The sequence below is a fragment of the Lishizhenia sp. genome (genome assembly GCF_057456495.1).
Genome location: NZ_JBVCPV010000035.1, coordinates 1 through 19,506 on the forward strand (window position 1 = coordinate 1; position 19,506 = coordinate 19,506).

At 37.3% G+C, this 19,506-nt stretch carries 13 protein-coding genes; 7 read left to right on the forward strand and 6 right to left on the reverse strand.

The genetic code is table 11. The features are described 5' to 3' along the window. Positions 1-2,692, reverse strand: a 2,692-nt coding sequence (locus AC22ZQ_RS04140; protein ID WP_318957422.1) for an NHL repeat-containing protein, incomplete at its 3' end; no start/stop codon positions are given. A 270-nt stretch (positions 2,693-2,962) separates the two neighbouring features. Between AC22ZQ_RS04140 and AC22ZQ_RS04145 the strand changes: the two genes are divergently transcribed. From AC22ZQ_RS04145 to AC22ZQ_RS04160, 4 genes are read left to right on the forward strand one after another with little or no spacing between them, the layout of a single operon-like run. Further along, positions 2,963-5,122 carry an LTA synthase family protein gene (locus AC22ZQ_RS04145; RefSeq protein WP_318957423.1) on the forward strand — a complete coding sequence of 720 codons (2,160 nt, stop codon included), beginning with the start codon at positions 2,963-2,965 and terminating at the stop codon, positions 5,120-5,122. Positions 5,123-5,125: 3 nt separating this feature from the next. Next, on the forward strand, positions 5,126-6,229 hold the full coding sequence (locus AC22ZQ_RS04150) for a glycerophosphodiester phosphodiesterase family protein (protein ID WP_318957424.1): 1,104 nt from the start codon (positions 5,126-5,128) through the stop codon (positions 6,227-6,229). A gap of 60 nt (positions 6,230-6,289) precedes the next feature. Beyond that, complete coding sequence (locus AC22ZQ_RS04155; RefSeq protein ID WP_318957425.1) at positions 6,290-7,831, forward strand: YifB family Mg chelatase-like AAA ATPase; 1,542 nt, start codon at positions 6,290-6,292, stop codon at positions 7,829-7,831. A 38-nt stretch (positions 7,832-7,869) separates the two neighbouring features. Then, the gene (locus tag AC22ZQ_RS04160) at positions 7,870-9,378 is read left to right on the forward strand and encodes a hypothetical protein (protein WP_318957426.1); all 1,509 of its coding nucleotides are present in this window, start codon (positions 7,870-7,872) and stop codon (positions 9,376-9,378) included. Between the two features lie 295 nt (positions 9,379-9,673). Here the strand turns inward: AC22ZQ_RS04160 and AC22ZQ_RS04165 are convergent, their stop codons facing one another. The 5 genes from AC22ZQ_RS04165 to AC22ZQ_RS04185 all read right to left on the reverse strand — a co-directional run bounded on the left by AC22ZQ_RS04165 (position 9,674) and on the right by AC22ZQ_RS04185 (position 16,855). Further along, complete coding sequence (locus tag AC22ZQ_RS04165) at positions 9,674-10,867, reverse strand: ABC transporter permease (RefSeq protein WP_318957427.1); 1,194 nt, start codon at positions 10,865-10,867, stop codon at positions 9,674-9,676. After that, positions 10,857-11,639 (reverse strand): ABC transporter ATP-binding protein, encoded by a 783-nt coding sequence (locus AC22ZQ_RS04170; protein WP_318957428.1) that lies wholly within the window; start codon positions 11,637-11,639, stop codon positions 10,857-10,859. Before AC22ZQ_RS04170 ends, AC22ZQ_RS04165 begins: the two co-directional genes overlap by 11 nt. A gap of 225 nt (positions 11,640-11,864) precedes the next feature. Then, positions 11,865-13,496 (reverse strand): amidohydrolase, encoded by a 1,632-nt coding sequence (locus tag AC22ZQ_RS04175; protein WP_318957429.1) that lies wholly within the window; start codon positions 13,494-13,496, stop codon positions 11,865-11,867. Positions 13,497-13,560: 64 nt separating this feature from the next. Beyond that, entirely contained in the window at positions 13,561-15,393 is a 1,833-nt protein-coding gene (locus AC22ZQ_RS04180) for an AAA domain-containing protein (RefSeq protein WP_318957430.1), read from the reverse strand. A 64-nt stretch (positions 15,394-15,457) separates the two neighbouring features. Next, positions 15,458-16,855, reverse strand: coding sequence for a hypothetical protein (locus tag AC22ZQ_RS04185; RefSeq protein WP_318957431.1), 1,398 nt, complete (start codon positions 16,853-16,855; stop codon positions 15,458-15,460). Between the two features lie 315 nt (positions 16,856-17,170). Here AC22ZQ_RS04185 and fbaA point away from each other — a divergent pair, with 315 nt between their 5' ends. The 3 genes from fbaA to AC22ZQ_RS04200 form a co-directional block, all read left to right on the forward strand. Continuing rightward, positions 17,171-18,244, forward strand: coding sequence for a class II fructose-bisphosphate aldolase (fbaA, locus tag AC22ZQ_RS04190; protein WP_318957432.1), 1,074 nt, complete (start codon positions 17,171-17,173; stop codon positions 18,242-18,244). Between the two features lie 16 nt (positions 18,245-18,260). Continuing rightward, positions 18,261-19,106, forward strand: a complete 846-nt coding sequence (gene accD / locus AC22ZQ_RS04195) for an acetyl-CoA carboxylase, carboxyltransferase subunit beta (RefSeq protein WP_318957433.1) — start codon at positions 18,261-18,263, stop codon at positions 19,104-19,106. 145 nt (positions 19,107-19,251) lie between these two features. Beyond that, positions 19,252-19,506, forward strand: a 255-nt coding sequence (locus AC22ZQ_RS04200; RefSeq protein ID WP_318957434.1) for a hypothetical protein, incomplete at its 3' end; no start/stop codon positions are given.

Consider the following 19,506-nt stretch of genomic DNA (forward strand, 5'->3'; position numbering starts at 1 on the left):
CTAATTGAACAGAATCTCCAGGACATATGAATGCCGGAGAACTGGAGCTAATGATTTGAGGTATTGGTTTAATTGTAATGAACTGAGGAATAAAGAAATTACTTGAACATCCACTAATAGGGTTGGTAATTACTCCTTGAAATACATACCCACCAGGTTGATCAACCTCTATAGTGGTGTTGTCCGGTGAAGTATTTAAAATTCCAGGCCCGCTCCATGTAAAGCTCATAATTGAAGTGTCAACAGCTATACTACCAGTGCCTCCTGGGCAAATGTTAATGGCGTAATCAATGCTTGCGTTTAACTCAGGTAATTCTAAAACCTCAACATAAACCGAATCAGTAACACTCAGGGTGTCTTTATAAATTCCACATGCATTATCATAACCAATTACTATCCTAAAATTAACACTGAACCAACCTGTGGTATCTGGAACAAATAATTTTTGTAAATCTATCGGGTTGCTTAACGATTGGAAAAGTCCATAATTCCAACTTACTTCTAAATACTCACCATCCCAAATGATATTATTTCCCTGCGGATTAGTGATAGAGTCTAACGCGAAAAAGTGAAGCGCTTCTTGCTTACAAATTGTAACGCTATCATTTAGTGTTATTGGGTTCGCTAAACTTAGATAAGGTAGAATTGAATCATAATAGACTGAATCTAAGACAAAGGTAACGGGATCCGTTCTTGTACATCCAAACTCGTTTTCTTGTGTAACTAAATAGGTTCCTGGTTGGGTGATATTACTAATGGAATTAGTATCTGAAACAACAGTACTTCCGTAATTGATAGAGATGTCAATATTTGGAGGAACGGTATCCAGATAAAAACTCAAGGTATCGGGATCACACAAAACAATGGGGTCGTAAGATAAAGCTTCAATATTTACCCCAGCATCATCTGTTAAATAGAGTTGTGAGGGTTGAGGGAGTATGTTGACATGTATAGTGTCGTTACTTATTCCACATCCATCTAAGCGATTTATTTCGAGAATGTAATCACCTGTAGATTGCACATTAAATGTGTTGAAGGATCCATAAGGAGAGCTACTACCGTTTAAAAGTACCTCCGCAGCTGGCCCAAGGTTCATGTAATTCAAATAAAATTCCAAATTAACACCACTACAAATTTCAATACTATCCACATCCGGTATGTAATGTGTTGAAATTGAATCTTCACACAGTCCTGTATCATCTAAATAATAGTTGTAAGGTGGTTGCGTACTGTTTTCATAAGGTTCAAAAATTAAGATGTCTAAATTGTTTCCAGTGCTTAGTCCCGTATTTACTCCACATCCGTTCAATGTTAATTGGTCTCCTCCGTTGATGTAGGAAGGAAAATCAGCAGGACCCGAAAGGGCCATATAAAAGTTGTTTTTAAAGCTTCCAACAACAACAGGATTGTTTAACCCATCCAAAGAAATACCATAACACTTGTCATCTTTTAAACCACCTTGATGTCTATCCCAAACACGAGTTCCTGAGGAATTGTACTTCATTACGAAAATATCATTCTCTCCAATTCCCGTCCATAAGGCCGTTCCGTAGTTTGGACGTATTTCTTCTAAATTACACTCAAATGTTCCAGTTACATAACTTTCGCTGTTGCTATTCAGGGCTAATGATTTAACGGATAAAGGATTGTTAGAACCAATTTTCTGACCCCATGAATAAGCTCCCGAAGTACTCGTTTTTAACAAAAAGAAATTATTGGTGTAAAAGGAAACCAGCGTTTCATTACTACTTGCTCCGTAATAGATGAGGTCGCCCTGAAAATCTCCGGTGACCAAAAGATCACTTCCATTTACTTTTAAGTCTATTGGAGAAATGGGGTTGGCTACTATTTTCCTGAACCAATCTAAACTTCCCGAAGAAGTGAATTTAGCAGTATACCCGGCATTTAATTGTTGATTGCTTATGGTTACGCCATCTATGACCAAGTCATCTGAAAAATTTCCCGTTATGTAGATGTTGTTAGAAGCATCGTGATCTACAGCGACAGCTTTGTTGTTGAAATCTGAAACACCCACCTTTGACCAAACTAATGAACCTGAGCTGTTATATTTTACTAATAAAATACCCGATGCCGGCGCATTGGTTAGAGTATTTATCGGAGTTGTGTATGTATTACTTCCAAGGGTAATCGTACCTTCAAATTGTCCCGCAACTATTACGTTTCCATTGTTGTCGCAGGTAACACCATGTCCTGTTTCCGCATCACTTCCACCAATTTTATTGGCCCAAACAACATTTCCATTACTTCCGTTTAGTTTTGCAACAAACAAGTCTCTTGAACCACTGTTAGAGGATAGACTTGTTGTTCCAAAAGCTGCGGTCCCAAAGAAATATCCCGTGATGTAGATGTTGCCGCTGTTGTCTAGGGCGAGGTCTAACCCTCTTTCTGTTCCACTACCACCAAAAGTTTTGACCCAAAGAAAATTTCCTGCGCTGTTCATTTTTGCCACAAATACATCCTGTCCGCCATAAGCGCTGGTAATAGTCGTTCCAAAAGTTGTTTGACCTCCGACAAATCCAGTGAGGTAGCTATTCCCTGCATTGTCTGTCTCAATATCAAGCGCTTCATCTATGGCTGTGCTACTGGCCTTGGTAAGAATGTTTTGACCATATATTGGGAAGGATAAAGCACTTAGAAATGTGAATGCACAAAGAAGTAGTAGTTTGTTCATGGGTGTTGATTCTTAACAAGATAACGCGCACGAATGGGGCAGGGTTGTATTTTTTGAATGAAATTTTTCTTTTTTCTTCTTTACCGCTTATTAATGGATTCTTAATCTTTTGATTTTATTATTTTGAGCCCCGAAATAAAAACCACTATGTCCTATTTCCATAAAGCCATCCTTAACAGTTTAAATCAATGCATACTTTTTACGATAGTTTTGCTGTTGTTTCGAATCTTAATGTTGTGCTATTTTACGCATGCACATTTTGTAGAAAACATGCAGGGACTATTCTTATTAGGTGTTTTCAATGAACTAAAATTAGTCTTTTTATTTGTGGGTGCTGCGCTAACGTTAAACTTTATACCAAGAGTAGGAAGAATATTGGTGAACATAATCGCAGTCTTACTGTTGACCTTTTCAGCCTTAAACCAGATTTACTTTTTTGAAACCTTTACTTACTTCACCCAATCCATCATGGAGATGGCCCAAGGTAGAATGGTAAGCATACTGCAAGATTTTGGTGTTTTTAAAGCTTTTTACCTTTTGTCTATCCTCCCAATTCTTCTTTACTTATTTGGTTTGAAAAGGAATTGGAGAAGAAAAAAGATTGCTATTCCAACGGTGTTGATGCTATTTGTTTTCCTTCTTTTAGGATTCCTTCACCAAGGAACTCTGTTGGCACATGAGCAATCGTTTAGCACTTCGAGTGTGTTATCCTTTTTCGATGAAATACCTGAAAATAAGGTGAGGAAGGTTAACTTAAATAGAATGGTTGAAGCTTATCAAAACGAGAACCCAAAACAATATATTTCTACGCGTTTTCCATTGTTACATGTTGATAGTACAGAAAGTAAGTTGTCTCCTTTTTTCGAGAAGAAAGCAATTCAACCCAATGTAGTGTTCATTTTTGTAGAAAGTTTACCAGGTCCTTTAAGCTGTAAAGTAAATGATGAATTAAGTTTCACTCCCTTTTTGGATAGTTTATCCAAGGTATCATTAAAGTTTAGCAACTTCATAAGTGTGGCCGAAAGAACCTTTGGAGTTTTGCCTAGCGTTTTGGCTTCTTTGCCGCATTCTAACAAAGGTTTTATGGAGGATTATAATCATTATCCAAAGTATTTGTCTATTCCTAATTATTTAAAACAAGAAGGGTATGACAATAATTTCTATTATGGTGGAGAAGCAAGTTTTGATCACATGGATAGTTTTATGAAAGCCTCAGGGATTGATCATATTTACGATAGGCCTAAGTATAAAAGTCAACTCACAGCAGAGCAAAAGGAAGTGTTGCTAGGGATAGAAGATAGAGCTCTTTTCGAAGGTTTTTTCGATTTTAAATCAGCAAATCGTCCCCAACCTTTTTTAGATGTCTTTTTGACCTTGACTTCTCATTTTCCTTTTCAATTTACAGGACAACAAGCGTATATAGATAAGTCGGAAGAAATCCTTTTGACCAAAGGTTCCAAAGTTGAAGTTGCCAAATATGAAAAGTACCTTCAAAAACTGTCTACAATCCTTTACGTAGATGAAATGATTAAAGAATATTTCAATAAAATTAAAGACGATCCTGCTTTCGAGAATACGATTTTTGTTATTGGAGGAGATCATATGATGGTAGGTTTGCCCTATAGCAGTCCTATGGAAAGTTATAACACTCCTTTTTTAATTTACTCGCCCTTAGTAAAAAGAAGTAAGGAGATTAAAGCACTTAATTCGCATTTAGATTTAGCACCAGCGCTCACGAAACTTTTAGCGACAAATTTTGCCTTACCCTATCTAGATACTTTGTCCTGGTTAGGATGTGATATGGATACAAATGCGTCCAATAATATGGATAAGAATGTACTTTTTATGCATAATGATAGGGTTGGAATGGATTACTTGAATGGAAGTTATTTTATCAATAATAAAAACAAAACATACCGTATTCAAAATGTCTATCAAACGAAAAGGGATAAAGTAGAAGAAATTGATAATCGAAGAGCGGAGCATAGACGTTTTCAAGAATTTATCTGTGCTAATAATCTAATCTATCCTCAAAAGGATTTAAATACGGGACTTTTTCACAATGAAATTCATTTTCAAAAGATAGTGGATAAGGCTTACGTGAGTCTGGTAAATTATACGTTCAAGGAGAATCCTGATCAACTTCAATTGAAAATAAATTTGAATTTCAACCAAGTGTTTAACGAGGATTTGAAAATGGTCATTTGTGTGAGAGATAAAGAGGGTGGAAATAAAATGTGGGAAGCGGTGAACCCTTCAAACATTCTGATGGATAACAAAGGGAATTGGAACTACACAGTAGATTATAGATTGAATGTCAAGAACTTTCAAAAGGGTGATCGAATGGAGGTATATCTTTGGAATAACAAGCGTGTTGATTTTGGAGATTTAGTAATCCTTAATGGAGAAATTGACGTATATTTTGGCTAAATTATGATGTATCGATATTTTTCTGTTTTTGTATTATTAGTGCTTTTTGGATGCGCAAAAAGTAATCCTCAAATCGTAAAAATACCCTCATTTAAAAATGTGGTTTTTCTTGGTCATAAAGGCGCGGGGAATTTTGGTGTATACGGCAGTGAGTTTCATGAAAATACGATGAATTCGGCAATGTTTTCATTGCAAAAAGTTGATGGGTGTGAAGTAGATGTGCAAATAACCAAAGACACCCTATTGGTATTGCATCATGATGTTTATACAAAGGTTGATAGTATCAATATTTTCGACCTAACATTTGATTCACTCAGAACTGTATATAATAATAGAAAGGACCCCGTTACTTTGCAAGCATTGGCCGAAAAGATTCATGGCAAAGGTTTAACAAAAAAATATTTATCCCTGGATTGTAAGTTTTTATATAATCCAAAGGTGATCCATACCTTTTCTTCGTCTGAAAAATTTAGAAAATCTTTGGTGAAAAGACTGAATGAGATAAAGAAGCTTATTGCCCCCAATAAATTGCTATTAGAAGTTCCTGGTAAAGATAAATTTATGTTTTTTCAAGAACATGGATTTACTTCTTTTTGGCTTCGTGGAGACAGTAGTGACATGCCTTTATCTTTAAATCATGGTCACTCAGAAAGTTTGGAGAAAAACAATCAATATTGGGTGCTAAATGACTTTGAAAATTTCTTAGGAAAGAAGGTTGTTGATTCTTGCTTTGTGCAATCAGATAATATTCCTTTAATGGCTTTTCTAAAATTAAAAAGAACGGAAGAGTTTTCAATTTCAAAGAAGCTGAATAAGATTTATGATTTTAATCAACAGTTTATTTCCACCTTATTGAAAGAACATTATGGGTTGATTGAAGTAAAACACAATTTTGATGAGGAAGATGGGGTTGTACTTGTAGTAACAGAAAATACAGACGCTTCTAATAGGTTTTATAAAACGGTAAGATTAGATAAGTCTAGGAACTTCATTTTTATAGATAGCAGTTATTTTTCTGATGTATCAACGCCTTCAAACGTTTATTTTTGGAACCCTGAAAACAAAAACTTAGGGGATAGGGAAATTGAAATTAGCCTCTATCGCTAAACTCTTTTGTAAAAGAGCTTTAATTTTCTTAACTTCTACCTCAACCTTAACCTAAGTATTATGTTAGTCAAAACCTACGGCAGTTCCGTTTTCGGAATTGATGCCCTCACCATCACCATTGAAGTAAATATCGGAAACGGATTAAATTTTTATTTGGTAGGACTACCAGATAGTGCCGTGAAAGAAAGTCAGCAAAGAATTAAAGCCGCTCTGGGAAATAACCGATATAAATTTCCCGGCAAAGAGATAACCATTAATATGGCGCCTGCCGATGTTCGCAAAGAAGGAAGCAATTTTGATTTGCCGATAGCTTTAGGAATTATGGGTGCTTCGGAGCAAGTGCTTACTGATAAGTTTTCTGATTTTTTAATCCTTGGAGAGTTGTCTTTAGATGGAGACCTCAAACCTATGAAAGGAGTATTACCGATTGCAATTAATGCCAAAAAAGAAGGGTATAAAGGAATTATTCTTCCTTATGAAAATGCAAAGGAAGCTGCAATTGTAGATGAGCTAGAGGTTTATGGAATGTTGCACCTTACAGAAGTCGTGGATTTTTTTAATGGTAAGATAGAATGCAAACCGGTAAAGGTTGATATCACGCAGGAGTTTTATCAAAAATTAGATGAGTTTGGTGTAGACTTCAGAGATGTAAAAGGTCAAGACAATATTAAACGGGCTTTTGAAATTGCAGCTTCTGGTGGACATAATGTACTATTGATCGGTCCTCCCGGAGCAGGAAAATCCATGTTGGCTAAACGACTTTCAACTATCCTTCCTCCCATGAATATTTCTGAAGCCTTGGAAACCACTAAAATTCACTCTGTAGCCGGTAAAATGGATGCTCAATTAGGCTTGATTACCCAACGACCTTTTAGAAAACCTCATCATACGATAAGTGATGTAGCTTTAGTGGGAGGAGGAGGTTATCCGCAACCTGGAGAAATATCTTTGGCGCATAATGGAGTATTGTTTTTAGATGAATTACCTGAGTATAAACGCTCTGTTTTAGAGGTTATGCGTCAACCTTTAGAGGATAGACAAGTGACCATTTCTAGGGCAAAGTTTACCGTGGAATATCCCGCGGGTTTTATGCTGATTGCAGCGATGAACCCCTGTCCGTGCGGTTATTATAATCACCCAGAAAAAGACTGTATGTGCCCACCGGGAATGGTGCAGAATTATCTCAATAAAATATCTGGTCCTTTATTAGATCGCATAGATTTACATGTAGAGGTAACCCCTGTTAGTTTTGATGAGTTGGCGCATCATCAACCTAAAGAGGGGAGTAAGGAAATTCGCGAGCGCGTAATAGTTGCGCGTTTACTGCAGGAGCAGCGTTTTGCTCAAGATGAAGGGATACACTGTAATGCCCAAATGAGTAGTAAAGACCTCCGGGTTCATTGTGCAATAGAGGAGGACGGAAATGCTATTTTGAAAAAGGCTATGGATAACCTGGGCTTGTCGGCACGTGCTTATGATAGAATTTTAAAAGTAGCTAGAACGATTGCCGATTTAGAGAAAGAACCCAAAGTACTCACCCAACATATAGCGGAAGCCATACAGTTTAGAAGTTTGGATAGAGAAAATTGGGCAAGTGGATAGAAAGAGATTCTTACTATTTTTGACGAAAATTCAATTGAATGAAGTTGCTCACCCTATTCATATTCCTGCTTGGAACATCCATCGTTTCTTCCCAAGATAATCATACAACAAAAAAGCAAGGTGGTTTTGCTATGTTGGATTATCACCCTTTAACTATGCCTGATGGTGAAGTAAATATGGGGTTTTCAGGGTTGCATTTAAATTTAAACTTACGTGATCATTGGTTTGGTGGTTTGGGAATATATGGAGCAGTTCATGGGGAGCGCGGTGGTTTTTTCACACTGGGGTTTAACCTGACTTACCAGAATTATTTAAGCCAAAAGATATTTTATGATTTAGGTTTTCATTTTGGAGGTGGCGGAGGTGCTTCTGCTCCTGATGGTGGAGGAGCTTTTATTCTTCCGCATTTCAATTTAGGGATGGATTTCGACTTCTTCAAAGTATCAGGAGGATATAGTTATGTCAACTTTTTTGATCATGGTGCAATAAAAAGTCACCAATGGAACTTAGCGATGCATTTTCCTGTCTCATTTTTACACTCGGATTTTAATCGTCATGGAGAAAAATTAGAAACTGACCACACTGATTTTCTACTTTGGAATCATTCGTCTACAGAGCTAGAATATAAATTACACCTCAATAATCTATACAATCAACGCGGAAACTTAACAGGGAAAACGATACACTTGGTAGGGTTAGAAGTTTTACGTCATGGTAAGAACTTGAGTTTGTTTTTTAAAGCCGATGGTGCGTATCGAGGAATCAAAGCCGGGTACATGGATATCCTCTTTGGAATAGGAAGAAAGTTAGATTTTTTGAACAATAGAATTCGCTTAACACCAAAGCTAGGATTAGGCGGAGGTGGTGGCGGAGGCCTCAATACTTATGGAGGGTTGTTTTTCTATGGAAGCACGGAGTTATCTCTTCGTGTTACGCCCACTTTACGCATCTTTGGAGACGTGGGAGTGTTGAGTACACCAAGAGTGGATTTTTTAAGTACCAATTACGGTTTTGGAATCTCCTACGATGTGTTTCAGAATGGTAACTATTATCCGCAAAGCCAAAACAACTTTTCGCGTCCTTCTTATTTTAAAGGTTTTGAGGGGGCTTTAACCCAAGAGTATTACTATGGTGCACAGCGAGTAACAGGAATAAGAGAAGATATGTATCAAATCGGGTTTCAATTGAATTTTTATTTAAAACCTTGGTTGTTCGTAGGGGGACAAACTTCCTTTGCGAACTTTGGAGATGCAGGAGCTTATGCAGAAGGTATTGCTGGAATGGGTGTGCGTATGAGTCCTTTTTTCAAAGATAAACTTCATACACATGTTCAAGTGCTAGGTGGAGCGGCCGGAGGTGGTGGAATTAGCACAGGGCAAGGCTTGATAATAAAACCGAGTATTGGATTAAACTATCATCTCAACTCAAGTATCAGCCTCAAGGCAAACGGAGGATATGTAAATGCTTTAGGGGGTGATTTAAATACTTGGTTTGTGAATGTTGGACTAGGGTATGAGTTATCCTTATTGTTTAACAATTACGAGTAAGCTAGATTTTGTCATTTATTATTCGTTGATTCCTACTTATTATTTAATGCATGCAGAATGAAATAAATAATTCATCTTTGTATAGAACTTAATAGCAGTGAGTTCAGTAGTGCGTAAAGTGAATACTTTGCGGACTGCAGGTTAATTTTTCGGGTTTGTAGGGAACCCTTATTTCCTACTGGTTTTATTGGTTAAAACAAGGAGAGTAGCATTAATTTGTTACTCTCTTTTTTTATGTAAAAAAAGAGCGATAGTTTCCTATCACTCTTTGCTGGTTTTATTCTCAGTTCAGCGCTTACAATACTACATTTCCTTCTTTGTCGAATTGTTTGTAAGATACTCCAACAGCAATAGCTGCAAGGGTTAACATAACTCCAAAACTAAGTGCCAATAATACAGGGTCTAAAGTTCCTGCGATTAACTCTTTTGTGGCCAATACAACATTAACTACAGGTATCATGGCCGTTGTATAATCTAATTCAATACCAGGGAAGAATCCAACCATGGCAGGAAGGACAATAACAATGTTCAATGGGGTAATAATACTCTGTGCTTCTTTGAAAGACTTTGCGTATACACAAATCGGTATCATAACTCCTGCAAAAAATATGGTAAGTGGAATTAATAATGCATAAAGCATCACGATGAATCCTGGAGACAATATACTGCGAACAACCTCAACAATTCTTGGGTCTTCGACCATATCAAATACTTCGAATGAAAGGTATAAACCTAATAAGGCAAAAGTAGAAGCTGCTAATCCTGATAATACAACAACACCCATTTTACCAATTAATATTTTATAACGTGGAACTGGGGTAGTAAGTAAAGTCTCTATCGTGCCTCTTTCTTTTTCTCCAGTGAACAAATCAATGGCAGGGTACATACAACCTATAAAACCAAAAGCAATGAATAGGTAAGGCAATACACCTCCAACGAGTTTCCCTAAAACCTCTTTTGTTGAAGCTAGGTTAACGTAATCTATGTTTACAGGGTCTACAGATGTAGCTGTAACTTTTAAGTCATTCAAACGCTCTCCCTTTACTTCTGCTTTAATAGCTTCCATGTAGTATTCAGCCCTGTCTTTATAACCTAAGTCAGTAGCGTTAAAATAAAGTTTGATGGTTTTAGCTTCTCCCTTTTCGGGTGCATTAATGAAGTCTTTTGGTGCTTCAACGGCAAGTTGAATAGAATCTTTTTTTATCAAAGATTTCAAACCTGTTGTATCTGCCATGTAAATCAATTTTTTATCCCCTTGTATGTTTGGGATTTTGCTCAACTCTTTGGCAAAATAACTGTCGGCACTACTTCCAATAACCGCAATGTTTAGGGTTTTGTTAGCCGCTTCTTGCTGGAAACTTTCAGAAACTCCAGTAAATACGTTTAGTATGATAGGGAAAATTAACAAAGGAATGACAATCATCGTCATCAATGTTCTTTTGTCCCTAAGGGTGTCCTTTAACTCTTTTAAAAATATCTTATTCACCATCGTGCTGCGTTTTTGTTTGGTTAACAATGCGAATGAATTCTGCCGTAATGTTAGGAGCTTCCATATTCGCTTTGAAATCTGCCATACTTCCTTGATAGAGCAATCCTCCCTTGTGAATAATCGCTAGATCATCACACAAAAGATCTACTTCACTCATAATATGACTCGAGAAAATAACCGTTTTGCCCTCCTCTTTACAATTGCGAATTAGGGTGATTATATTTTCAGCGGTAATTACATCCAGTCCACTTGTTGGTTCATCAAAAACAACAATTTCAGGATCATGTATCATGGTTCTAGCGATGGACACTTTTTGTTTCATACCCGTACTTAATTTTCCAATACGTTTATTCTGAAACTCGTGCATGTCCATTAAATCGTAAAGATATTTTTTACGCTGTTCAAAGTCATGCTTTTCTACTTCATAAAGATCCGCGAAGTATTTGATCAATTCGTTGGGCGTCAATCGGGCGTAGAGTCCTGTAGACCCGGTTAAAAATCCAATTTTCTTACGCGCTTCTTGCGGTTGTGCTACCGCATCAACTCCTCCAATTTCAATCTTCCCAGAAGTGGGTTTGTATATAGTAGAGAGCATGCGCATCGTTGTCGTTTTCCCTGCTCCGTTTGGACCGAGCAATGAAAATACTTTTCCCGGTTCGCAGGTAAAACTCACATCTTTTACCGCCACAGCTTTATCGGCAGTAGTATTGAGTTCCTTTTTCAATTTTCGGGATAACACAAACTCTTTGGTCAGTTGTTCAACTTTTATCATAGTGTGTTTTTTACTTCAATTAAAAGTAGAAAAATTAAATATTTAGTGATAGCTATTTACAGGTGCGGTTCTTTTTTAGGATGGAAGTGTAACAAGCTGTTTTTTTAGGCTGACTCCCTCACAAAAAAAATGGGAGAGGGGCAAGACATACGACTTTTCCTCTCCCGAAACTCCTTGGGGATATTTGGTGTCACTGCTGTCTCTAGCAGAATTTTTTAGATAGGTTTAAAGTCCCATTGAATACACAGGCTTGCCATCTATATAGGTCATCCATGCATAATTGGGTTGGTAGTCTCCAGAAATAGATAATGGGTGATCTAATATCACAAAATTGGCGTGTTTATTCTTTTCAAGTGTTCCTACTTTACCTTCCTGAAATGAAGCAATTGCTGGCCAAAGGGTCATGGCTTTCAAGCTTTCCTGAAAACCTATTGCTTCTTCTTTTTGGAATCCACCTTCAGGCAAATTATCTGCATTCTGCCTATTGATGGCAGCATGTAAGGTTAAGAAAGGATTCATGTGCTCTATAGGGAAATCGGTGCCAAAGGCAATGATGTTGTTCTGATGTAACAAACTTTTGTATAAGTATCCAGAAGTTTTTAAACGTTCATCTCCTAATCTATCGGCTGCCCAACGCATATCAGATACAGCATGAGTTGGTTGGACTGAAGGAATTACACCTGCCTGAGAGAATAGGTCCAAATCATTCGGGTGTACAATTTGAGCATGTTCAATTCTCCATCGGTGATCTTCAACATCTTTCATTAAGGTATCGATGAGGTGCAATAAATTCCTGTTCGTAGAATCGCCTATGCAATGGGTGTTTACTTGGTAATTATTTTCTTTGGCAAATAAAGTAATGGCTTTTAAATCCGCTAAACTTGTGGTTAAAAAACCTGTACTTTGACGGTCGTGGTAGGGGTGGATTAAACATGCTCCTCTACTTCCCAAAGCACCATCTCCAATTACTTTAAAGCTTCTAACGCTTAACGGACCATTATTATAATGTCCTTCCTTCAATACAAAATCAAAAGCTTCTTGGGTGGGAAAAAGCATGGCGTATACACCAATTTTAAGTTTTCCTTCGCTGGCTAATTCATCTAGAATTCGAAATTGATCCATGGTAATACCTGCTTCGTGAACATTAGTAATACCATAACTCAACAAGTTTTTTTGTATGCTTAAAATCTCCTTTTTTAAGTCATCTGCTGAAGGCTGAGGAAGCTTGTTCATGATTAAATCTATGGCGTTGTCTAGCAATATTCCTGTTGCAACACCTCCTTCTAACTGAATTTCTCCACCTTCTACTTTTTGATTTATATCGAGCTTATAGGCTTTTATCGCAGCTTCGTTGATCAAAGCAGCATGACCATCCACGCGTTTACAAACTACGGGCGTGTTAGGAAAGGCTTTGTTCAAAGCCGCGTTGTTGGGTAATTCACTTTCGCCCCAAAGACTCTGGTCCCATCCCCAAGCAAGTATTAGTTCACCGCCATGTTTGTTTTTGTGTTTCTCTAAACGGGTAATCATTTGTGCTTCTGAAGTAGCCCCCGTTAAATCACATTGTAGGTTCAAATTCGCTAAGCTAAAAATATGACCATGGGCATCTTGAAAACCAGGGTAGATTTCCTTTTGTTCGGCATTTAACTCTTCATTTGCACTGTATTTATTCCTAATTTCTCGTTCGGGTCCCGTTTCTAATATTTTACCATCCTTAATGGCAATGGCATTGTGTACTTCACCTTCTTTGTCTAAAGTGTGGATACGGGCATTGTAAATAACTAAGTCGGCATTTTCTCCTTTATAACAAGAGTTGAAGATTAAACTTAGAGCGAGCAAATAGAATATGTTTTTCATAACCGTGATTTGAGTTACGAAAATACGAATCAAACTTACTTTAACCTATAGTAAAGAAGAAGTTCTAATACATCACCTCGAACACACTTTTGTAGGCCTCTTTGTTTTCCACATAGGTTAAAAATTCACTGTAAAAGGCATCGTTTCCAAATGTGGCGCTGTCACCAACTACAAAGAGTTGTTTTTGAGCACGGGTCAGCGCTACATTCATTCTACGGTAATCTTTCAAGAATCCTATGTTTCCGTCAGTATTACTTCTTACCAAGGAAATGAATATGATGGGTTTTTCTTGACCTTGAAAAGCGTCTATGGTAGAGCATTTTATGCCCTCGAGTAATTTTTTCGCCAAGCTAACTTGTGCAGCGTAGGGACTTATAAATGCAATGTCTTTGTGTTTTAGTTTTAAATCGTCTATCAGTTTTTCTATGATTCTGATTTCTTCAAGATTGCTCAAGCTATAGCCGTCTTCTCCTTGTTTTTCCGGAGCTTCATATCCTGCCGTATCATAAAAGTGAAGCGCATTTTCACCACCATGTTTTAATGGCACATCTGTTAAAAGCTCGCCTTTGTAAAAATGCTGACTAGAGAAACCTGCAATTTTCTCTTGCATTCTATATTGCGTATTCAAGAGATAGGTTGGAATTTGGTGCTGGAAACTTTGCTCCAAAATAGAAAGGGATAATCCATCACGAGAAGCAGCGTCTGAAATAACTGTAGGGGGGAGTTGGAAAGGGTCTCCTGCCAATACTAATTTATCGGCCTTTTCTATGGCTACCCAAGCCATTGGTTCTAAGCATTGTCCAGCCTCATCTGTCAGCAAAGTATCGAATCTCTGCTCTTTCAATAATTCATCCTGTAAACCAACAGGTGTACCCGTAATTACTTGTGCTTTTTGAACGGCTTTTTCTAAAGAGAAGTTTTCTAATTGTTTAATTTCTTGGCGAATAGACTTTACTTCTTGGTACAAAAGCTTACGTTGTTCTCTTTCAGATTTCCCAAAATTACGCTTGTATTGTTGCGCCATTTTACGCAACTCATTGGCCTGAATTTTTAGACGTTTAATTCGTTTTTGTTCCTCCGCGTTTTGAGCCACTCCCTCTGTTGTATGGGCGAATAATTCTTCGTCTACTTTGGTAGAATTACCCATGCGAAGTACGTCAATGTTTTGGGCAATCAAACAACGTGTAAAATGATCAACAGCAGCATTGCTCGGAGCAGTAACGGCTATTTTTTCGCCCTTTTTTAAAAGTTCTTTTACCGCAGCTACTAGGGTTGTAGTTTTACCTGTTCCTGGAGGACCGTGTAATATGCAAACATCTTCATTTTCTAAAACTGCCTGGGCTGCGATGGCTTGTGAGGTATTCAATCCATCTATTTTTTCTGCAGTGGTAAGGAGTTCGTTTTTACTGGCTTTTAACCCATGAACGATTTCAAACAGATGGGCGGTATGTTTATCCTCTCCATTTTTTATTGCCTTTAAAGCATAAAGCATGAACTTGAAACTTTTGTCATCAGGAACAAGTTTTATTCCCAAATTTCTTTCTTCTATCCATTCTGGAAAGTCAGGAGCAAACAAACGAATTTCTCCACTTCTGTTGTTGAGGAAAACGAGTTGAGCATTGCAACTTTGTTGTTCTTCATGATGGGCAAAAAATTCTAAGGCAACACCTGATTTGAAATTGCTGGTGTCCGTCTCAAAGGGTAATTCAAATTCAACAATAGGGTAGTCGGCAAATCCATATTTTCTGCGCTTAATTTTTAAAGGATGTAGCACCAAGCCTTGAGCTTTTAAACTTTTCAAACTTACGTTCTCAGAAAAATTCCACTTGTCTTGTTGTGCTTTTTGTTCCTGCTTAATTAAGGCTATTAAATGATCTGCTTTTTCTTCCCTATTCATGCGATATGCTTTGTTGCGAATTTAAGGAAAAGCTATGGATAGTAAGTGTAGTCATGTAATGCATTTAAAGAGAATTTGCTAGTTTTTCTACAGCGTTACCACGCATGATTATCGTATTGTCCGCATCCAAGAGGATGTAGTAAAACTCTCCGTAGTTTCTATAGTTTTCGCTAAAATCCTTTCCTTGATAAGGTTGTCCAAAAGCGTTGATCCAATTATCAGGTTTACTCAAGTGATGCGCTTGCACTTTTTGAAAGAATAGGTTTTTATTTTCTCCTTTATCTATAGCCAATATTTGAAGTTCAGAACTAGGGATGTGTGCGGTAATTTGTTGAAGTTCTAAAAGGGGAGTGAGGCTGCTTTCTTTGTTGGCATTCCAGAACACTAGAATTTTGTACTTGGCCGTAATATTTTTGATTGCGATTTCTTCTCCCTTATCATTTAACAACAAAATAGCGGGGGCTGTTTTGCCCAGTTCCGTTGATCTTATTTTTTCTACGCTTTTTCTCATACTTTGAAGTGTAGGGGCATCTATCCACTCTGCTTTACCTTTGAGGTAATACTCTTCCACCAAAAAAGCATAGATGGCAACACCGTGGAAAGATCTTACAGTAGCAAACTTGTTCACCATTTCTATAAGTGTGAGTTTGTACATTTCTGGATTTACTGCAAGGGTGTTCAATAATTTTGTCAGTCCCTTTTTTTGTTGGGTTGAGTCTTGGTAATATAAATTGTTCAGGTAGCTGTTTATCAAGGGGTAAAATATATCCGTACGTATTAAACCATCTTCATTCAAGTCAAAGTTGTCAAAAAAGTGTTTTCTAAAAAGTTCGAGTCGTTTACTTTCGTATTCCTGGGGCGTAAGCCCTAGTTCTTTAGCTGTTGGTATTTCAACGGGTATATTTGCTTTTAGTGCTTTTGAGATTAAAAAGTTAGGGTAGTTTTCAATGAACTCTTTTTGTAATTCCTGAGCTTTTTGCGTCAAGTTTGTCAATTGATTTTCTAGATCTTTTTTAACGGTACCGTCAGCCGATGCAGTTTTACTTTCTATAGCTCTGTAGGAGGTCAGTAATTTGTATTTTTCTTTGGCCAAAGCATAGTAATGTTCATTTTCTTCTGACCCCTTAACCATCATGTCTTTTACAAAGTTTTGAGGGGTGGTAGTTATTAACTCGAAATGTTGGTCATCATTGATACTGACGATTTCTAAAACTTGCATGTTCTCTTTGATAACCAGTTTGTAGATACCTCTTTTTAGTTTTTCTTCTCCCGTAAAATTGAATTCACCATTAGAAGAGCTGTCTTCTGCGGCAACATATTGTTTAGATCCCAAATGATAAGCAAGGTATAAGGTCTGATTACCATCCAGCTTCATTTGTACCGAAATGTCATATCCTTTTTGAGCTTGAGCAGTAAGGGTGAAGAAAAATAGGTATATCAAGGGAAGAATTCGCGTATTCATTTGTTGGAATGTTTTGGTCCAAGATATAGATTGTAATGGAAAGTAAAAAGGAAGTGAGAGAACTCTTGTTTTAATCTGTTGGGTGCTAATTATTAAGGGGGGATTGTGGTAGACTTAAGGAGTCTGTTTCCTACTGAATTAATTGTGTTGTAATCCGCTTAATTTAAGGGGGATGAGTAGTAAGGGATATTGGCATGCATAGGGTCTTAGCTCTTGTAATAAGGTCAGGAGCAAAGTGAGATGTAAATTTAAGCCTTTAGCCCATCGCTTTTTTATAAATTCCTTTATTTTTGCAACCTAACAAAATTTGAAAACATGGCACACAATATAAAACCAGGAGTAGCTACAGGAGACGAAGTTCAAGCGATATTTGCACACGCAAAGGAGCATGGATATGCCTTGCCAGCGGTTAACGTTGTTGGTTCTGCATCAGTAAATGCGGTAATGGAAACAGCAGCGAGATTAAACTCACCTGTAATTATTCAATTTTCTAATGGAGGTGCATTGTACAATGCAGGTAAAGGATTAAACAACGACGATCACAGAGCGGCTATCGCAGGTGGTGTTGCTGGAGCTTTACATATTCACGAATTAGCTGAGTTATACGGAGCTACAGTTATCTTGCATACAGACCACGCAGCAAAGAAATTATTGCCTTGGATTGACGGTTTATTAGATGCAAGTGAAAAGCACTTCGCAGCTACAGGTAAGCCTTTGTATAGTTCTCACATGATAGATTTATCTGAAGAACCATTAGAAGAGAACATTGAGCTTTGTAAGCAATACTTAGAGCGTATGTCTAAAATGGGCATGACTTTAGAGATTGAATTAGGAATTACTGGTGGTGAAGAAGACGGGGTTGATAATACAAATGTTGACAACGCATTATTATATACGCAACCAGAAGAAGTAGCTTACGCATACGAAGAGTTGTCTAAAATTTCTGATCGTTTCACAATTGCTGCTGCATTCGGAAATGTTCACGGAGTATACAAGCCAGGAAACGTTGTATTAACACCAGTGATCTTAAAGAATTCTCAAGAGTTTATTCAAGAGAAATACAATACAGGTGCTAACCCAGTTGATTTTGTTTTCCACGGTGGATCAGGATCTACCTTAGAAGAAATTAGAGAAGCAATCGGGTACGGAGTTGTAAAAATGAACATTGACACAGATTTACAATTCGCCTTTACAGAAGGTGTAAGAGATTACATTTCGGAAAATATTGAGTACCTTAGAACTCAAATCGGTAACCCAGACGGGGAAGAATTGCCAAATAAGAAATATTACGATCCAAGAAAATGGATGAGAGAAGGTGAACTTACTTTCGGAGCACGTTTGGAAAGATCTTTCAGAGATTTGAACAACGTAGATTCACTTTCTAAATAAGTAAAAAAGCATTTTTATGGTTTGGTTTAAAAGAGAAAAAGAGGGGATTACTACCTCTACAAAAGATAAGAAAGAAACTCCAGAAGGACTTTGGCATAAATGTCCAAAGTGTAAGACGGTAGTTACAGCTGAAGATCATGCAAAGAATTTCTATGTATGTGATCGTTGTTCTAACCACGATAGAATTGGTTCTGAAGAGTACTTTCAAATCTTTTTTGATGAAGGGAAATACAAAGAATTTGATGCTAAATTGACTTCTGGTGACCCTTTGAAATTTACAGATACGAAGAAGTACACAGATAGAATTAAAGCAACGCAAGCAAAAACTGGTTTAACAGATGCTATTCGTTGTGCTAAAGGTGATATTGATGGTCAACCTACAGTAATTGCAGCAATGGATTTTGCCTTTATTGGTGGATCTATGGGGTCTGTAGTAGGTGAGAAAATTGCAAGAGCAATTGATCAAGCGATCAAAGCGAAATGTGCCTTTATGATTATCTCTAAATCAGGTGGTGCGCGTATGATGGAAGCTGGTTTATCTTTGATGCAGCTGGCGAAAACAAGTGGAAAGTTAACGCAATTGGCTGATGCAGGATTGCCATACATTTCTTTCTTAACAGATCCAACAACTGGTGGTGTAACAGCTTCTTTCGCGATGTTAGGAGATATCAACATTGCTGAGCCAGGAGCGTTAATCGGGTTTGCCGGACCAAGAGTAGTGAAGGAAACAATTGGTAGAGATTTACCAGATGGATTCCAAACTTCAGAGTTTGTTTTGGAGCACGGTTTCTTGGATTACATTGTGGAAAGACAAAACTTGAAAACAGAAGTTTCAAAATCTATTCGCTTATTCATGAGCTAAGAAGATTTTTACAACATAGTAAAAGGTCTCGTTGATTATTCAGCGGGACCTTTTTTTTAGGGTAGAATTTTAGTAGCGATAATACATGTTTATTTTTTCATCAAAAGAAAAGCTATAAATTGAAGAGCGAATTAATCAATGTTCTATGTTTAAATTTATTACTCTTTTATTCTGTTGTGTCCATAGTTTATTGTTGTTGGCCCAAACGGAGCGTATTTCAATAGATTTTGGTGGCACTAATTCTCCTTTTCCTTGGAATAACTTAAATAATGCTTCAGTCGGTTCATTAAATAGCTTGATGAATAATTATGGCTATGCTACCTCTATAGGAATTACGGTTACAGATGCATTTACGGGGGTAAATTCTTCTGGAACGCAAACCCCCAGTGCAAGTGTGGGC